This window comes from Acinetobacter sp. (assembly GCF_036666595.1).
Taxonomy (GTDB): domain Bacteria; phylum Pseudomonadota; class Gammaproteobacteria; order Pseudomonadales; family Moraxellaceae; genus Acinetobacter.
Window position 1 is genome coordinate 1 of sequence record NZ_JAVWVO010000014.1, and the last position, 17,010, is coordinate 17,010.

Genomic DNA, 17,010 nt, shown 5'->3' on the forward strand with positions numbered 1-17,010 from the left:
CTGAGGGGGATTTTTTATGTGCGGAAGATTAAAAATATAAAAAATAAACGAATCAATCGTCTAATTGAGGTTTAGGATAGGTTTCTACATACTGATTTACTTATTTATCGATCATGACATTTAATCTATCTAACATTTTTATTTTTAGATTTTTAAAAATATTGAATAGTCGATCAAATGTTCATAGTTTGTTAGCAAGATCTTTAAATGGAATAATGAGTATGTCTAATAAAATTCAATTTCAACTAAAAAAACTTGCTTTAATCTCATGTGCGTTGTTGAGCTGTTTGGCTTTTGGGCAAGTACATGCTGTATCTAATGATCAGCTCAAACATCTGGTTGAGTCAGAAAAAAAGAATTATTTAAATACCCTAGAAGCTTTAGTCAATATTGAGTCGGGCGGTAAAGATTTTGTCGGCGTGAATAGGATCGCTAAATATGTCGCCGAACAATTAAAAACGACGGGTGCTGAGGTCAGTATTGTAGAAGCTAAAGATATATATCGTATGGATGATACGCCCCAACAGACTGGTCCAATGGTAAAAGCTGTTTTGAAGGGTAAAGGCAGCAGTAAAATTATGCTAATTGCTCATATGGATACGGTGTATTTAACAGGAATGTTGAAAGACCAACCTTTTAAAATGGAAGGGGATAAAGTTTTTGGTCTTGGAATTTTAGATGATAAACAGGGGGTTGCTGTGATTATTCATACGCTTGATCTTTTGAAAAAGTTGAATTATCAAGATTATGGCACGATTACAGTCTTACTTAACTCCGATGAAGAGATCAGTTCGCCAGGTTCACGCAAACTGATTACTGAAACTGCGCGAGACCAAGATGTGGTTTTGTCATTTGAGGGTGGCGGTAAAGACGGTAGTTTACGTTTAGCCACCAGTGGGATTGGTGCAGCATATTTAGAGGTTCAAGGGAAATCTGCACATGCCGGTGTTAAGCCTGAAGCAGGCATAAATGCACTGACAGAATTGTCACATCAAATCTTACAGTTACAAGATTTATCGAATCCTAAAACGGGGTTGAAATTAAACTGGACTGTGGCGAGTGCAGGTAAAGTGCGTAATGTGATTCCAGACCTTGCGACTGCACAAGCAGATGTTCGTGCTTTACAATTTAAAGATTTTCAGCAAGTGGAACGTGTACTACAGGAAAGGATTAAACATAAAAAGTTAGTTGATAGTCAAGTTAAGTTAAAGTTTGAAATACGTCGCCCACCTTTAATGGCAAACCCACAGGCAAAAAAGCTGGCTGAACAAGCACAGCTTATTTACAAAACTGATTTTAACTTACCAATGAAAGTCTTAGCTGAAGCAACAGGTGGTGGTACAGATGCTGCATTTGCTGGCTTAAATTCGAAAGCAGCGATTGTAGAAGGCATGGGCTTATCTGGTGATGGTGCACACTCAAATAATGCTGAATATATTTTAGTCGAAAGTATTGTGCCGCGTTTATATTTAGCGACAAAGTTGATTATGGATTTATCGACCGCTCAAAAATAATAAAGTTGGTATGAAAGAACTGATTTGAGTTTTTACATCATGAAAGATGGTGTTTATTTTTAACAGCATCTTTCACTAATCTAAATATCAGAATCTTAAAAGGAAATAGATCAGATCTTAAATAAAAGTGCCATTAAGAGAGGGATATTCTGAGAGATCGGCAGAGCTATAGTTGATGTTACTTTTTTCATTCTTTGCTGCGTAATTCAGCTGGATCGGTTGGGTCTCGGTGCAGTGTTTATTGTCTCAAGTGGCTGGACATTGGTATTTATTCTTTAAGGAATGAAGGACTCGCTTTTTGGCTCTTAACTGTCGAATTGTTTCTTTTTAAATAAAAATTTCGAAATTACGTTTGCATAAAAAAATAAATGATAACGTGCTGTATATGATGCTTTTTTAACCAAGCAAGCTGAATGTAATTCATGGTAAAATGATCGGCTTTCATCTTTGATCTTTATTTGAGATCTTTCATCTGCCAGCCGAGAATTGCTAGCCATGTCTACTGCTTATACTATGCAGACCGCGCCTAAAGCGTTGTTTGATTACGACAAATATTGGGCGTCATGTTTTGAACCTGCGCCATTTTTGCCGATGTCGCGCGAGGAAATGGACCAACTCGGTTGGGATAGTTGTGACTTTATTTTGGTCTGTGGTGATGCGTATATCGATCATCCATCATTTTGTTCGGGCATTATTGGTCGTACGTTAGAAGCACAAGGTTTCCGGGTCGGGATTATTGCACAACCTGATTGGACTAATGTTGAAGCATTCCGCGTTTTGGGTAAGCCAAATATCGCTTGGGGTGTGACTGCTGGGAACATGGATTCGATGATCAACCGTTATACGGCTGATCGTAAAATTCGTTCTGATGATGCTTATTCGCCAGATAATTTACCCAATAAACGTCCAGACCGCGCAGCAACCGTATATTGTCAACGTGTGCGTGAAGCATTTCCAGATGTACCTGTATTGTTAGGTGGAATTGAAGCGTCTTTACGTCGTATTGCACATTATGACTATTGGTCAGACAAAGTTCGTCGTTCAGTGTTGATGGACTCAAAAGCCGATCTTTTGATGTACGGTAATGGTGAGCGTTCAATTACTGAGGTGATGCATCGCTTAGCCAAAGGCGAAAAAATTCACGAAATTACCGATGTTCGCGGCACGGCATTTATCGTGAATAAATTAAACCGTCCATCTAAAGCCAAGTTTGTGGAAATTGCATCGAATGATGTGGATACCATTGGTCGTGTTGATCCGATTATTAATCCCTATGTGATGACTGAGGATTTAGATGGCTGTGAAATTGAAAAAGATAAGGGTAATTCTTTAACCCAATACCAAAATTTCCAAAAAGAAATTGTGACGAATCAAATTGTTCGTGAAGGGGATCAACTCGATCCTGATACACAAATTGTGCAGTTACAGCCATCTTCAAAGGCGATTAAACATAAATTACCACCGCGTGAACTGGCTGTAATTCGTTTGCCGGCATTTGAAGCAGTAGCAGATGATCCCGTTTTATATGCACATGCCAACCGTATTTTGCATCTTGAAACCAATCCAGGAAATGCGCGTGCTTTGGTACAAAAGCATGGTGAGCGTGATGTTTGGTTAAATGCACCACCGATTCCGTTAACGACGGAAGAAATGGACTATGTGTTTGATTTACCTTATGCACGTCTACCCCATCCTGTGTATGGTGATGCTCGTTTCCCTGCATTTGATATGATTAAGTTCTCTGTCAATATCATGCGTGGTTGTTTTGGTGGTTGTACCTTCTGTTCGATTACAGAACATGAAGGTCGTATTATTCAAAACCGTTCTGAAGAATCAATTTTACGTGAAGTTGAAAAGATTCGTGATACTGCACCAGGTTTTACAGGGATCATTTCTGACTTGGGCGGCCCAACTGCAAATATGTACCGTTTGCATTGTAAAGACCCTGAAATCGAAAAGAACTGCCGTAAACCATCGTGTGTTTATCCGGGTGTGTGTCAAAACCTACATACCGATCATGCACCTTTGACGCAGCTATATCGTAAAGCACGTGCCCTTAAAGGCATCAAAAAGATTCTGATTGGTTCGGGCTTACGCTATGACTTAGCGGTACTGAATCCTGAATATGTAAAAGAATTGGTTCAGCATCATGTTGGTGGTTATTTAAAAATTGCGCCTGAACATACCGAAAAAGGTCCATTGTCTAAGATGATGAAACCGGGCATCGGGACCTATGATCGTTTCAAGCAAATGTTTGATCGTTTCAGTAAGGAAGCAGGTAAAGAACAGTATCTGATTCCGTACTTTATTGCAGCGCATCCGGGTACGACTGAATATGACATGATGAATTTGGCGATTTGGCTGAAGAAAAATGGTTTCCGTGCCGATCAGGTACAGACTTTTTATCCATCGCCAATGGCAACCGCAACCACTATGTATCACACGGGTAAAAACCCCTTAGCCAAAGTGGCGCGATATACCGAAGATGTGGATATTGTGAAAGGTGAGAAGCGTCGTCGTCTGCACAAAGCATTCTTGCGTTATCATGATCCAAACAACTGGCCTTTGCTTCGCGATGCTTTAAAAGAAATGGGTCGCCAAGACTTGATTGGTAACTCGAAACAGCATTTGATTCCAACCTATCAACCGCAAGGGACGGAAGGTCAGTATCAGTCTGCTCGGAAGAAAAACTCAACCGTGGATGGCGATTCGCAAAAACGTAATGGTGATAGCCGTAACCAACAAGCGAAAAATCAATCGCGTCCATCAAATACCAAGAAGCGTCCTGAACGTGGTCAGATTTTAACGCAACATACAGGTTTACCACCGCGTGAAACAGGTGATGCCAAGAAGCCATTTGGACATTCAAAATCAAAACCGAAGTCTAAGTCACGTGCTTAATCGCAATTGAATATAAAAAGGATGCTACGGCATCCTTTTTTTGTGATCAATCTTTCTTTATTACGTCAGAAAATTAGATCAGAGGTTGGCTTTTCTGCCATCCGTCGGGAAAATTGGGTCAATCCGAAGAATCATATTGCACGTGAATCAATCACTCTATTACAGTGTCAAGAGGCGAAATAGCCAAAGTTTCATTCGGATTAAAACAAAACGTGTTACAACGAATGACATTGCAAAAAATTGTTTAGTTTTATCAGCGTTTGTTTGATTTTAGCTTGAGTTTTTTTATTGCGTGGTTTGGGGAAATGGTCAGTAGGTTATACTGATCGGATAAAAATCGGTGTGATACCGAAAATTATAATAAAGATGAAAAGGATGCAAATATGACAACTTATATGGTAATTGCTAGTGTGTTGTTGATACTGGTCATGATTTTAGCGAGTAAAGCATTGATTCCTAAGACCAAGCAGCAAGATAGTGCATTGAGACAACGTGCTATTTTCAGTGTGCATGAGCAACTGACCTACACACGTCTCAAAGAAATTTTACCGCATCATACCGTGCTGGCGCATGTGTCTTATGATGCCCTACTCACTACAAAATTTTCTCGTACACGAAATAAATACCGTAATTTGGTGGCCGATTTTGTGATTGTAGACAGTACACAACAAGTCTTGGCAGTGGTTGCTTTAGAAGATCCGCTTTCACTGAAACGTCCACAGAAGGCACAGTTTCAGGATGCGATCCTCGATATGGCTGGCTATAAAGTGATTCGTTATGAAGAAGTGCCTGACTATCATCAGTTACGTGAAGACTTTTATGGCGATCTCTATGCCTCGTCGCGTTTGACTAGAGATACGCCTGTAGCCAAGAAATATGATTACTATAATGCAGCACAAACTCGAAAATTACGTGTAATTGGCTAACTGAATCTCAGCGTTTATCATAAAAACATGAAGACTCATGCTTTTTATGATGCGTGTATTTTTTATTCAGGTTTAACTGCAACGACCGTGAGTTCAACTAAGACACGTGGATCATAAAGTTTTGCCTCAACACAAGTACGAGGTAGGGCGTCAATGTCTGCAACCCATGCATCCCAAACTTCGTTGAAAGCAGCATAGTCTTTTTCAATGTCTTTTAAATAAATCGTAACAGATAAAATATGGCTTTTATCTGTGCCTGCATCAGCAAGAAATTGATCGATCATGTCGAAAGTTTGTTGTGTCTGTCCTTTAATATCTAAATCAAAGTCAGAAGCCAATTGTCCTGCTAAATGAACCAAATTGCCTGAAACAGCAATTTCAGAAAAACGATTTGAGACATGCAAACGTTGTACAGCCATCATATTTCTCGAATACAAATTATTAGGTAAAGTTTACGTGATCATGGTCATTCTGCAAATCTAGTTTGTTGCAATTGATTAAGTTTATGGCGATTTTGAAAATGCATCGATTCGGATTAAAAGCTTGGTTTGAAAGATCAATATGCAATTGTATTCGGGACAGACAATCAAATTGCCTAAGTTTAAAAAATGAATCTGTGCCATTCTCAATTGATTTAAACAAAAAGCAATCGAACTTTGTATCGGGCATAGTTGTTTTAACTGCTGATTTTTCGAAATATGTGTGGTGATATTATACGTGGTGTACATAACGGGTCTCGATATTATTCTGACTTGATTGTTTTTAAGCACGCTTGTGAATGGCCATGCACCATTCACAAGCGGGGTTTTGTGATTATTGATTTGTGATTATTGAGGTGGGGTATAGGTTTTTAGTTCACGTTCAGGTTTATTCCCAATGCTGTACCAATCAATATGGCGAGTAATAAACATCACAACTGCGAGAACAACGAAGGAGATAATTGAACCCATTAAGAAAGTTTTGCCAGAAGATTGCAGTAACATATACATAATGGCGTATAAGCTGCTTAAGATAATGCCAAACAAAGCAGCAGCTTTGATGCCTTTCATTACAAAGTATAAATACCAAGTCATTAAGCCAATACAAGCAATCGCCGCAACGATATATGCCCATGCAAAGGCATAATATTCACTGATCGAAAGGAGTAGAACAAAGAATATGCCTTGCGCCATGGCAACTAAAGAATATTGAATTGGGTGGATTCGTAAGCTTTTCAGCACTTCAAATAAGAAGAAGCAGCCAAAGGTGATGATGATAATCACAATGCCGTATTTAATCGCACGATCTGTTTGGGTATAGACATTCACTGACTCTAAAAACTCAGTTGTTAAGCCAATTTTTGCATGTCCTGCTATTTCATGCTCACTAGAATTTGCAGTTTGAACGTAGTTGCTTTGAGCGAATTGGCGAGTGCAATCATTGCTTTCACAATAGATGAATTTATTCAGGTTTTGATAACCTAGGGCAATATTTTTCCATTGTGCATTGAATTTCTGCTGAGCGCTGGTCTTTGCATACGGTAAGTTTTGACCATCGTATTTAATATCCGCCCAATTGCCTTTGGCTTGATAAGTAACGCTACGACTGGTTGGAATAAGGGTAAATTTGCTTAAACCCGTTAGGTTTGCCGTTAAGTCAAAGTGAAAGCCATTTTGAATGGCGCTGATCAATTCAGGATATTTTTTTGCAGAAATACTCATAAAATCAAATCCTGAGCCATCACTGCCTTGCGAGCTCACTTCAAAAGCATAGTTTTTATTGAGTATTTTAAGTGTAGGTTGCTGATCTAAACCACGTGGGTCATGGACTGGAAAAATAATTTCAGCACGATCCCAAAGATAGCTTTTATTTTCTAATAGAGTTTTTTGGAAAACTCCTTTCGCTGTTAAATTGGCTTGGTAGCTAATCGCACGGTAAATCGTGCGTTTGTAGGTATCGTCTGAAACATTAAAGTTTGAGGTCCATTGCGTGCTATCAGCGCCGATATACATCCAGCTTTCTTCTGTACATGCATAGGATTTTTTCTGTTCATCTAAGCAGGTTTTCTGTTCCTCATAAGGGACGTGTATATAAGGTGAAACAATGGTTTGCGGGCTGATATTGTTTTGTGAGATTTCTTTAAGAAAGGCTTGTTGGTAGCCTTGGCGTTCTGAGACGAGGCTGGTGATGAAAAATAAGCCGCCCCAGAACATGGCGACCAATATAACGATTGCAATGATTTTAAGACTAAGGAAATTAGAGCGCATAATGATTCCTGATGATTTGTTTTTTTCAGGATTGAGTATGTGAAAGTGAGATGGTTTTTGTTTGAGTTGGTTTTGATTTTTATGTGAAGTTTAGGTGAAGCTTTTTAAATTCTAATCTAAGAATTTATAAAAAAACATCAATTTATAGAAGAATCCACGTTTTTAAATCCTGCTAAGGCAATAGAATAGTCACCAATACGCCTTGTTGATGCGGTTGAATACTTGAAACATGATTGGCTTGAATATTTTGAATAGTAATTTGCCCATGATGTTGTTCAACCACTTGTTTGACAATGCTTAAACCAATGCCTGAACTGCGTTGTTGGGTAATGGGGCGGGGCAATGAGAAATAAGTGTCAAAGATCTGTGTGAGAGCATATTCTGGAATCCATTCACCTTCATTAAAAATCTGTAATTGAATCTGCTGATGGCTTTGACGATGTAATTGAATCAGGATCTTTGTAGATTCTGCCGAGAAATCTAGAGCATTGTCTAAAAGATTGGCAATGGTTTGTTGTAACCAAAAGCGATCGGCTTGAATGGTACAATCTGCTTCAATATCCAATAAACACTGAATTTTCTTGGCATGTATTTGACTGGCGTGTTGATCTAAAACATGTTGTATCAGTTGAGATAAATTAAAGCTTTGAATTTCAATTTGATGTTTGGATTTTTCTAAACGTGTGAGCAATAACATACGGTCAATTAAGGTTTTTAAGCGTTGGCTTTGACCATGAATATGACTTGCAAACTGTTGTTGATCATTCAATGGCAAATCTTCTTTGAGTAATTCTGCACTGGCTTGAATCGCTGTAAGTGGGCTTTTTAACTCATGGGTTAAAGTGTTGACATAGTGTTCTACATAAGCACGATCTTCGAGTTTTTCACGCATATTTTCAACCGCTTGTGCCACTTGATTCAGCTCTTTGGCTGAACGGAAATAAGGGGTTTGATTCACAGGAGCAAGTGCCTGAGCGTATTTCCGAACGCGGTCGATACTGTGTTTGAGCCAATAGGCAACCAAACTGGCAAGAAATAAACTGAGTAAAGTAATCCATGCGGCTTGGCGCAGTAATTGATCTTCAGCGCGTTGAATATAAGGTTGTACAGAGCTATTCGGTTTACCAATACTCACCACACCAATCAATTTCTGTTGCTGGTTTGGTGCTGCTTGATAATAAATGGGTGCGGCGATAAACATGGTGCTGCTATTGGAATCCCCCTCATAGCTGCGGGTTGAACGTACACCGTATTTGCCTTGCAGTGTTAGATAAACGTCATTCCAGCGTGAATAATCTTGCCCAGTGGCGATGCCTTGTGAATCGTAAATCACAATACCCTTAGCGTCAGTAATATAGATTTGTTGATTAATTTCTTTTTTATTGTGCTGCCAAATATTGGCATTGAGTTTACGATTCAGTGCTTTTTGAATTTTTTCATCAAATTGTGTTGTACTGACTTTATTCTCATGGACATCTTCAGACACTAACATCGCAATAATATTAGCATTTTCAGCCAGTGTATCTTCAACCACTTGGCGGACATTGGGTTTCACTTGCTGATTAAAGGTATAGGACATAAACCACAGCCCAAGCAAGATAATTAAACCAAAGAAAAACCAAATACGAATAAAGATAGACATTTTTTACAGTATCCGTTTTAGGCTATAACCGAAACCACGATGGGTCATAATCGGATCATATGCTGCTGAAATCTGTTTGAGTTTTTGCCTTAAACTTTTGATATGGGTATCAACTGTACGTTCTAAACTATGTTCAGGATGTTCCCAAATATGATCCATCAATTGTTGGCGACTAAAGACTTGTTCAGGATGATCGATCAACAACTTCAATAGACGATATTCATAACGAGTAAGTTGCAATGCTGTACCGTGGTAATGAATTTGTAGTGATTCATCAATACATTGCCAAGCTTTAGAGGGAGTAGGTTGTGGATCAACACTGGTTTGAGTGGTTTGCAGTTGACTCTGAATTTCCATCCTGCGCCAAATCGCTTTAATACGAGAAACAATTTCACGTGAACTAAAAGGTTTAGTGCAGTAATCATCTGCTCCAATTTCTAAGCCGATAATGCGGTCAATTTCATCATCTCGTGCAGTTAAAAACAGCAGTGGTGTGTGGTTAAACAGGCGAATTTTTTTACAGACATCAAAGCCATTTATATCGGGTAGGCCGATGTCTAAAATAATAAAATCGTAATGTTGCTGTTGAATAAATTCAATGGCTTGGGCACCAGTATTGGCCCAAGTCACCTGCCATTCTTCTCGTTCTAGTGCATAACGTAAGGGCATCAGAATCGCGGCATCATCTTCAACACATAGAATCTGTTTTTTATTATTCATCAGTCTTTAAATGTTCATTTGATCATTTTGAGTGTACTGAATTTCTTTTTTTAAGACGAATGAATTTTAAGTGAAGTTGAGATGAACTTTGTAATGATGTGAGAAATATTGAATGTGTTTTGAGGCAGGTATTTTACCCATGATAAAGATCAGAGATGTCCTGTAATCTTCGGATTTGATCGTCACGCCAATCACAGGACGTATGCTAAAAGTAAAGGTAAGTTTTAGCATCTCAGCGGTTACATGGATAAATGTAGCGCGTCATTAGATTACTCTAAAAACACAGTTTGTGAATGCTAAATTGCATTATTTTTGTTCTTTTGGTTAAAAAATGACTGATTGAGCAATCAGTCCGACCACAAAGAGAGCTGGGGTAGAGGCTCTTGAGTCGAAAGTGCATAGACCCCAACACCGATAAGACGAAATTGTTGATCCGGTGTGATTTGCATTTCTTTGAGTAAGATATCTAAGGTCATTTGCAGTTCAGTTTGATGCTTTAATGGCATTTTGAAGCTTTTACTGTGCTGTAGGGTTTGAAAGTTTTTCAGCTTCAGTTTGACGGTGACACCACGGGCATACAGTTGCTTTTTCTCTAAACTTTGCCAGACTTGTGCAATCAACTTGGGCCAAAATGGGAGACACTGTTCAAGGGTTAAGTCATCATCAAAAGTGGTTTCTTTTGAAATTTGCTGACGTTCTCGTTCCGCTTGTACAGGACGCTCATCAATCCCTTGTGCATAGAGATAGAGCTGTTTGCCATACTTGCCAAAATGATGAATCAGGATATTTTCATCCACATGCTGTAAATCACCTAAAGTTTCAAGTTTGAGCGCATGTAATTTTTCTTGCATGACTTTACCCACTCCGGGGATTTTTTTAAGCGGCAAGTGCTGAATAAACTGCTGAACTTGTGAGGGTTTAATCACGCAGATACCATTGGGTTTATTCCAGTCCGATGCAACTTTGGCTAGAAACTTATTCGGTGCTACACCCGCAGAGGCGGTCAGTCCTGTGCTGTGAAAAATATCAGCACGGATGCGTTCAGCGACTTCTGTGGCACTGGCCAGTTGTTGTAAATTTTCCGTTACATCTAAATAAGCTTCATCTAAGGAAAGCGGTTCAATGAGTGTGGTATAACGCTGAAAAATTGTATGAATTTTCGCTGAGACCGCACGATATTTAGAGAAATTAGGTTCAATCACTACCACTTGAGGACAGCGTTTTTTGGCTTGAGTCATCGACATGGCCGAGCGGAGTCCGTAGCTACGTGCAGGGTAGGATGCAGCAGCAATGACGGCACGAGGATGGTGTGAAGAAATCACCACGGGTAAATGCTTTAAGTCGGGACGATCAAGTAACTCCACAGAGGCATAGAAGGCATCCATGTCGATGTGAATGATTTTTCGCATGCTGAATTTTAATATTGAAACCTAAGTCAGTATTGCACTATTCAGATCGATTGCGTAGTCCTGTATGTGGCATAAGCGACATAGTTTGACTTGGTATTTTTGTATTTGAACTTCAACGGTGAGCTTGAACTGCTTTACTTGATCGGTAAGTTTTGTGGCAGTTGATAAAGTCCTTGGCGCTCTAAAAAGCTGATCCAATCTTGTTCTGAACCCTGAAATACATTGAGATCCACCAAGGTTGGTATACCTTTAATTTGACCTTGGCTAGTGTGTTGCCAAAAGGTCCATTTCGGATTGCCTTTGAGCTCAGGCTGGCCTTGATATTCACGAATCCAAAGGGGAGTTTGTTTAAATTCATCAACTAAAACAATATTATAAAATGCTTTAGAGGTATAAAAAATGGGTTGCAAGCCATAGTGTTGATAGAGTTGGTCGTGCATAACCTGAATTTCTTTGAGCAACTGTTCTCTGGTATAGGTGTTGATACAGGTGCTGTCATATTCTAAATCAATCACAGGCGGCAAACTATCGGTTTTTTTCGGTACGGTTTCGATAAAGTTCTGTGCCTGAATCTGGCCATCACGGCATAAACGATAAAAATGATAAGCACCGACCAAAAAGCCTTGTTCACGAGCTTTGAGCCAATTGTCCTGAAATTTACGGTCTTTGAAATCGCCCCCTTCAGTGGCTTTTAAATAGACGAATTTAAACTCTTGGGGAGAAATGGATTGCCATTGGATGTCGCCCTGATGATGAGACACATCAAAGCCTTTTACCGGATACTCTTGGGCAGATGCGACATTGTTTTGCAAGAAAAAATAGGTGATTCCCAGTCCGACACATAGCATCACTACACAGGCAAGTATGTAATAGGAGTATGAGGTTTTTGACGGCGTGGAAACTTTCTTTCTTGCGGACATGCTTTTGCAGGTATTGGTTTTTAGCTCATCATCATAGCTCGAATTTGCGGAACTGACCATGATGATTATGGTCAGTGAATGGCAGCACTTTGTATCTGTTATTCATCCACGGTATCTTTAGGGATGTGCCAGAAAATGGCTGCGGTAATCAGGTTAATACAGCCCAATACAATTAAGGTGTTATGGAATGCCATGACGATATGATCTGTGCCCCAATACGCCGTAAAGACATTGACCAAAGTACCTGCCAAAGCCACGCCAATACTCATCGACACCATCATGATCATTGACAAGAAACTGTTGCCACTGCTGGCATCTTGTTGTGGTAAATCTTTTAACGTGAGGGTATTCATAGACACAAATTGCAGGGAGTTCAGCATACCAAAAACAAAGAAATGCAGCGCGCGCAGCCAAGTTGGGGTATCTGCGGTATTGAGGGCAAAACTGGCGATACATGCGCCGACCAATAAGGTGTTAACCAAAAGCACGTGGCGATAACCAAAGCGCTGAATCAAGTGACGAATGATGGGTTTGGATGCCAGTGAACCCAGCACGGTCGGAATCATTAAGAGTCCCGTCACAAAGGGTTCAAAACCGAAAGCCACTTGTAACATGAGTGGCATCAAAAAGGGCATAGCATTGCCACCGAGGCGAGCAAAGAAGTTACCTAAAATACCCACGGCATAAATGCGGTTACGAAACAGTTTACTGCGAAATAGCGCATTTTGATGGGTATGTGCATGATAGGCATACCAAAGCGCAGTTACTAAGCTCAGCACAATCAGCCCCATACTCCACCATAAAGTCAGGTGTGGGCTGGCAAAATTTTCAATCCCTAAAGATAGTCCTGCCATGGTGATCACCAACAGGATAAAACCCCAAAAGTCAAAACGCGATACATTCTGCTCGGTGACATTCGGCATGGCTTTAAAGCTAATCAGGACCCCTAACAGCCCCATGGGGAGGTTAATCAGGAAAATCCAATGCCATGTACTGACTTCGACCAACCAGCCTCCGAGTGTTGGACCAATCAGAGGGCCAATTAGTCCCGCGAGACTCATTAAACTCATGGCTGATAAGAATTGCGTCCGCGGAATGACCTTGAGCATGGCTAAACGGCCAACAGGGAGCAATAATGCACCGCCTACGCCTTGTAGCACGCGATAGAACAACAACTCATTGACGCTTTCAGAAAAGCCACAGCCCAGTGAGGCAAGGGTAAAAATGATAATGGCACTGAAATAAGTATTGCGCACCCCAAAACGGTCAGCGAGCCAGCCACTCAAGGGAATACAGGCAGCAACGGCAAGCACATAGGCCACTACCACGCTATGCATTTGCAGTGGGTCTTCATTCAAACTGGCTGCCATAGCCGGTAGAGCGGTATTCACAATGGTGGTATCTAAGCCTTGCATAAAAAAGCCAATCGAAACCAGAAGTACCAAAAGACGGTACTCAGGAGCGAGTGCTTGATGGGTCGGCGTTTGGTTCATAGATACAACAAAGTGAAATTTTTAAACAGTTTAGCTTAATTTAAGTTGGACTGTTGTTGCGAATGTGCATTCATCACATGCCATTAAATTGACATCTCTGCGTCATGTGTTTGCAACGCGTGCGTCATATATTGGTCAAATTTGAACCGATATTTAGATCATGATGAATAAAACATATAGTGCTGTCTTTTTAGCATGCATGGGGTTGGGCTTAGCAGGATGCAATGACAGTGATGATGCGCAAACCATCACACCACCACCTGTGGTAGAGGAAGCCACGCCGAATAGTATTGAACTGGTTCATCTTGCAAGTTATGAGTCGGGGATATTTGGACAGAGTGCAGCTGAAATCCCCGCCTATGATGCTGCGAGTAAGCGTCTGTTCGTGGTGAATGCACAAAAAGGCATGGTCGATGTTTTAGATTTCTCTAAACCAGTACAGCCGACATATATCCAATCTTTGGATGCCAAAACTTATTTAGCCAATTCCGAAGTGAATAGTGTCGCGGTGCATAATGGCATCGTCGCGCTTGCGGTGCAGGCTGAGAATAAAACCCAAACCGGTATTGTGGCTTTCTTTAAAGCACAGGATCTCTCTTTTATCAGCCAAGTCACTGTAGGGGCTTTGCCAGATATGTTGACCTTCACGCCTGATGGTCGAAAAGTACTGGTAGCGAATGAAGCGGAACCGAATGAAGGTTATCAAGTCGATCCCGAAGGTTCGGTCAGCATTATTGATATTTCAGATATTCAAAAACCAACAGCAAGCATTGCGGGCTTCCACGCATGGAATGACCGTAAACAAGACTTATTAGATGTAGGCATTCGTATTTTCGGCCCAGACATCAGTCAATACTCAAATGTAGCGACCGTAGGTATTCAAACGACCACCGTTGCACAAGACCTAGAGCCTGAGTACATCGCAGTCAGTGCTGATGGTAAAAAAGCATGGGTCAGTTTGCAGGAAAACAATGCGATTGGGGTTTTAGATTTAGAAAAAAATCAATTTGTTGATCTTTTCCCGATGGGCTACAAGGACCATAGCTTGCCTGAAAATGCCTTGGATGGAAGTGATCGTGACTGTGCTATTGGTCAAGACTCTTTGGGGCGTAGTATTACAGAATGTGCAAAAGATGCAGGCATGATTAATATCCACTCTTGGCCAGGGCTATATGGCATGTATATGCCCGATGGCATTGCCCAATATCAAGCCAACGGTAAAACCTATTTGGTCACGGCCAATGAAGGGGATGCCCGTGAATGGCTAAGGGATGAAGCCAAATACTTTGAAGGCGGGGACATAAATGCTGGTTATGCAGAAGAGATACGCATCAAACATTTGTTTAAAAAAGCAGGTTTTGACGCCAAGGGCGATTATGCAGCGCATTTACGTCAGCTTGCACCGGGCGTGAAAGGGGCGAAATTAAACCCAGAGGTGTTTAAACTTTGTCAAACGGCTGACGCAACAGAAGTCTGCGCGGATAATTTAATTAAAGATTCACAAATTGGACGTTTGACCATTAGTTGGACGCAAGGCTATCAAAAAGATCCACTGACTGGTCTGCCAAAGCTGGATGAAAGTGGTCGTCTGACTTATGACAAATTATATGCTTATGGTGGCCGTTCGGTGAGTATTGTCGACCCTGAAACCAAGCAGATTGTATGGGACTCGGGGAGTGAGTTTGAGCGAAAAATTGCGGAGTTATTTCCACATCAATTTAATAGCAATCATGAAGCATTTAAATTTGATGACCGTAGTGACAATAAAGGCCCTGAACCTGAAGGCGTGACTTTGGGTAAAATTGGTGAAAAGACCTTTGCGTTTATTGGACTTGAGCGTGCCAGTGGCATCATGGTGTATGACATTAGCAACCCGAATCAGGCTAAATTTGTTCAATATCTGAACCATCGCAATACCAATGAAACAGAAGTCACGAAGCAAGGTGACTTAGGCCCAGAAGGTTTGATCTTCATCGCAGCGAAGAATTCACCCAATGGTCGTCCGCTGTTGGTGGTGGGAAATGAAGTCAGTGGTAGTACGGCAGTTTATGAAGTCAAACTCAATTAAAGGCTGAATTCTGCGTTTGGAAAAGAGCACTACGGTGCTCTTTTTTATGGCGCTACAAAAAATATATGACAATGATGTCATGAAAATGAAATAAAACCGTCATAATCTTTGGCAAACCTCCAAAGGCACTGTCTTGGAATAAATTATTCAAAAGGTTGGTTTTATGACAATCGAAATTTTGATGGTGATAGGCTTCTGTTTAGCCGCTTATTCTATCGTCGGAAATGATGTGCCACAGACATTAGGTACGTTTATTTCATCCAATGCACATCGTCCTTGGTGGGTGCTTTGGCTCTTTATCAGCACCATTTTGGTGGTGGTGTTGATTTATGGTTGGTATGCATCCGGTGTGGGGGATGCATCATATGGCCGTTTAGAAACGATCCCTTTTCCTGAGGGTGGGGTCACGTGGCTCTATATTGTGCCACCGATTTTACTGTTATTTTTAACCAAATACGGAATTCCCGTCAGTACCACTTTCTTGGTTTTAACCATTTTCTCGCCTGCAAGTTTAGGTTCGATGATGGTGAAATCGATGATGGGCTACGCGGTGGCATTTGTGGTTGCGATTATTGTCTATCGTTTTGTGATGCGCCAAGTCGCGAAGTATTTTGCAAAAACTCGTAATCAAGAACCGTCGCATATTTGGATCGGGCTACAGTGGGTCTCTACGGCTTTTCTGTGGAGTCAGTGGCTGATTCAAGATTTGGCCAATATTTTCGTCTATGTACCCCGTCAAGTGCCGTTTTCATTTTTACTGTTTGCCATCACGGTCTTTGTGGTGTTGTTGGCGGTGATTTTGTACCAACGCGGTGGTGCGATTCAGAAGATTGTTGATACCAAAACAGGTGTCACTGATATTCGTGCAGCGACTATTATTGACTTTATGTATGCCCTGATTTTGTTGGTCTTCAAAGAGTGGAGCAATATTCCAATGAGTACCACATGGGTATTCTTAGGTTTACTTGCAGGTCGTGAGTTTGCAATGTCGATGATTTTTGATGAAGTGAACAAACACCGCACTTCACGTAACGTCAGTAAAGATGCGATGAAATTGATGTTTGGTTTAGCTATGTCGGTGATTTTGGCGACCACACTGCCGTGGTTCTATAACTTTGTCACCCATTATGGGCAATAACCGCACATGTTAAAAAAGCGAGCTCTAGGCTCG

At 40.8% G+C, this 17,010-nt stretch carries 13 protein-coding genes; 5 read left to right on the plus strand and 8 right to left on the minus strand.

Features of this window, described 5'->3' with window-relative positions; translation table 11 throughout:
- Window positions 1–221 precede the first annotated feature (221 nt).
- The 3 genes from RR876_RS14875 to RR876_RS14885 all read left to right on the plus strand — a co-directional run bounded on the left by RR876_RS14875 (window position 222) and on the right by RR876_RS14885 (window position 5,341).
- The gene (locus RR876_RS14875; RefSeq protein WP_332478134.1) at window positions 222–1,514 is read left to right on the plus strand and encodes a glutamate carboxypeptidase; all 1,293 of its coding nucleotides are present in this window, start codon (window positions 222–224) and stop codon (window positions 1,512–1,514) included.
- A gap of 495 nt (window positions 1,515–2,009) precedes the next feature.
- Entirely contained in the window at window positions 2,010–4,415 is a 2,406-nt protein-coding gene (locus tag RR876_RS14880) for a YgiQ family radical SAM protein (protein WP_332481913.1), read from the plus strand.
- 383 nt (window positions 4,416–4,798) lie between these two features.
- Window positions 4,799–5,341, plus strand: a complete 543-nt coding sequence (locus RR876_RS14885; protein WP_332478136.1) for a DUF2726 domain-containing protein — start codon at window positions 4,799–4,801, stop codon at window positions 5,339–5,341.
- Between the two features lie 62 nt (window positions 5,342–5,403).
- On the opposite strand, the gene RR876_RS14890 is transcribed toward RR876_RS14885, so the two are convergent.
- The 8 genes from RR876_RS14890 to mdtD all read right to left on the minus strand — a co-directional run bounded on the left by RR876_RS14890 (window position 5,404) and on the right by mdtD (window position 13,771).
- On the minus strand, window positions 5,404–5,760 hold the full coding sequence (locus RR876_RS14890; protein WP_089604163.1) for a RidA family protein: 357 nt from the start codon (window positions 5,758–5,760) through the stop codon (window positions 5,404–5,406).
- 84 nt (window positions 5,761–5,844) lie between these two features.
- Window positions 5,845–6,069 (minus strand): hypothetical protein, encoded by a 225-nt coding sequence (locus RR876_RS14895; RefSeq protein WP_332478137.1) that lies wholly within the window; start codon window positions 6,067–6,069, stop codon window positions 5,845–5,847.
- A gap of 99 nt (window positions 6,070–6,168) precedes the next feature.
- The gene (creD, locus tag RR876_RS14900) at window positions 6,169–7,587 is read right to left on the minus strand and encodes a cell envelope integrity protein CreD (RefSeq protein ID WP_332478138.1); all 1,419 of its coding nucleotides are present in this window, start codon (window positions 7,585–7,587) and stop codon (window positions 6,169–6,171) included.
- Window positions 7,588–7,759: 172 nt separating this feature from the next.
- Window positions 7,760–9,229, minus strand: a complete 1,470-nt coding sequence (gene creC / locus RR876_RS14905; RefSeq protein ID WP_332478139.1) for a two-component system sensor histidine kinase CreC — start codon at window positions 9,227–9,229, stop codon at window positions 7,760–7,762.
- A gap of 3 nt (window positions 9,230–9,232) precedes the next feature.
- Window positions 9,233–9,949, minus strand: coding sequence for a two-component system response regulator CreB (gene creB, locus RR876_RS14910; RefSeq protein ID WP_332478140.1), 717 nt, complete (start codon window positions 9,947–9,949; stop codon window positions 9,233–9,235).
- Between the two features lie 347 nt (window positions 9,950–10,296).
- Window positions 10,297–11,358 carry a DNA polymerase IV gene (gene dinB, locus RR876_RS14915; RefSeq protein ID WP_332478141.1) on the minus strand — a complete coding sequence of 354 codons (1,062 nt, stop codon included), beginning with the start codon at window positions 11,356–11,358 and terminating at the stop codon, window positions 10,297–10,299.
- 134 nt (window positions 11,359–11,492) lie between these two features.
- A complete protein-coding gene (locus tag RR876_RS14920; protein ID WP_114836645.1) occupies window positions 11,493–12,206 on the minus strand; it encodes a GH25 family lysozyme in 714 nt (237 codons plus the stop codon).
- A 170-nt stretch (window positions 12,207–12,376) separates the two neighbouring features.
- A complete protein-coding gene (gene mdtD / locus RR876_RS14925; RefSeq protein ID WP_332478142.1) occupies window positions 12,377–13,771 on the minus strand; it encodes a multidrug transporter subunit MdtD in 1,395 nt (464 codons plus the stop codon).
- A 160-nt stretch (window positions 13,772–13,931) separates the two neighbouring features.
- On the opposite strand from mdtD, the gene RR876_RS14930 reads away from it, so the two are divergent.
- Window positions 13,932–15,839, plus strand: coding sequence for a choice-of-anchor I family protein (locus tag RR876_RS14930; RefSeq protein WP_332478143.1), 1,908 nt, complete (start codon window positions 13,932–13,934; stop codon window positions 15,837–15,839).
- Between the two features lie 163 nt (window positions 15,840–16,002).
- Complete coding sequence (locus RR876_RS14935; protein ID WP_004692891.1) at window positions 16,003–16,977, plus strand: hypothetical protein; 975 nt, start codon at window positions 16,003–16,005, stop codon at window positions 16,975–16,977.
- Window positions 16,978–17,010: the final 33 nt, after the last annotated feature.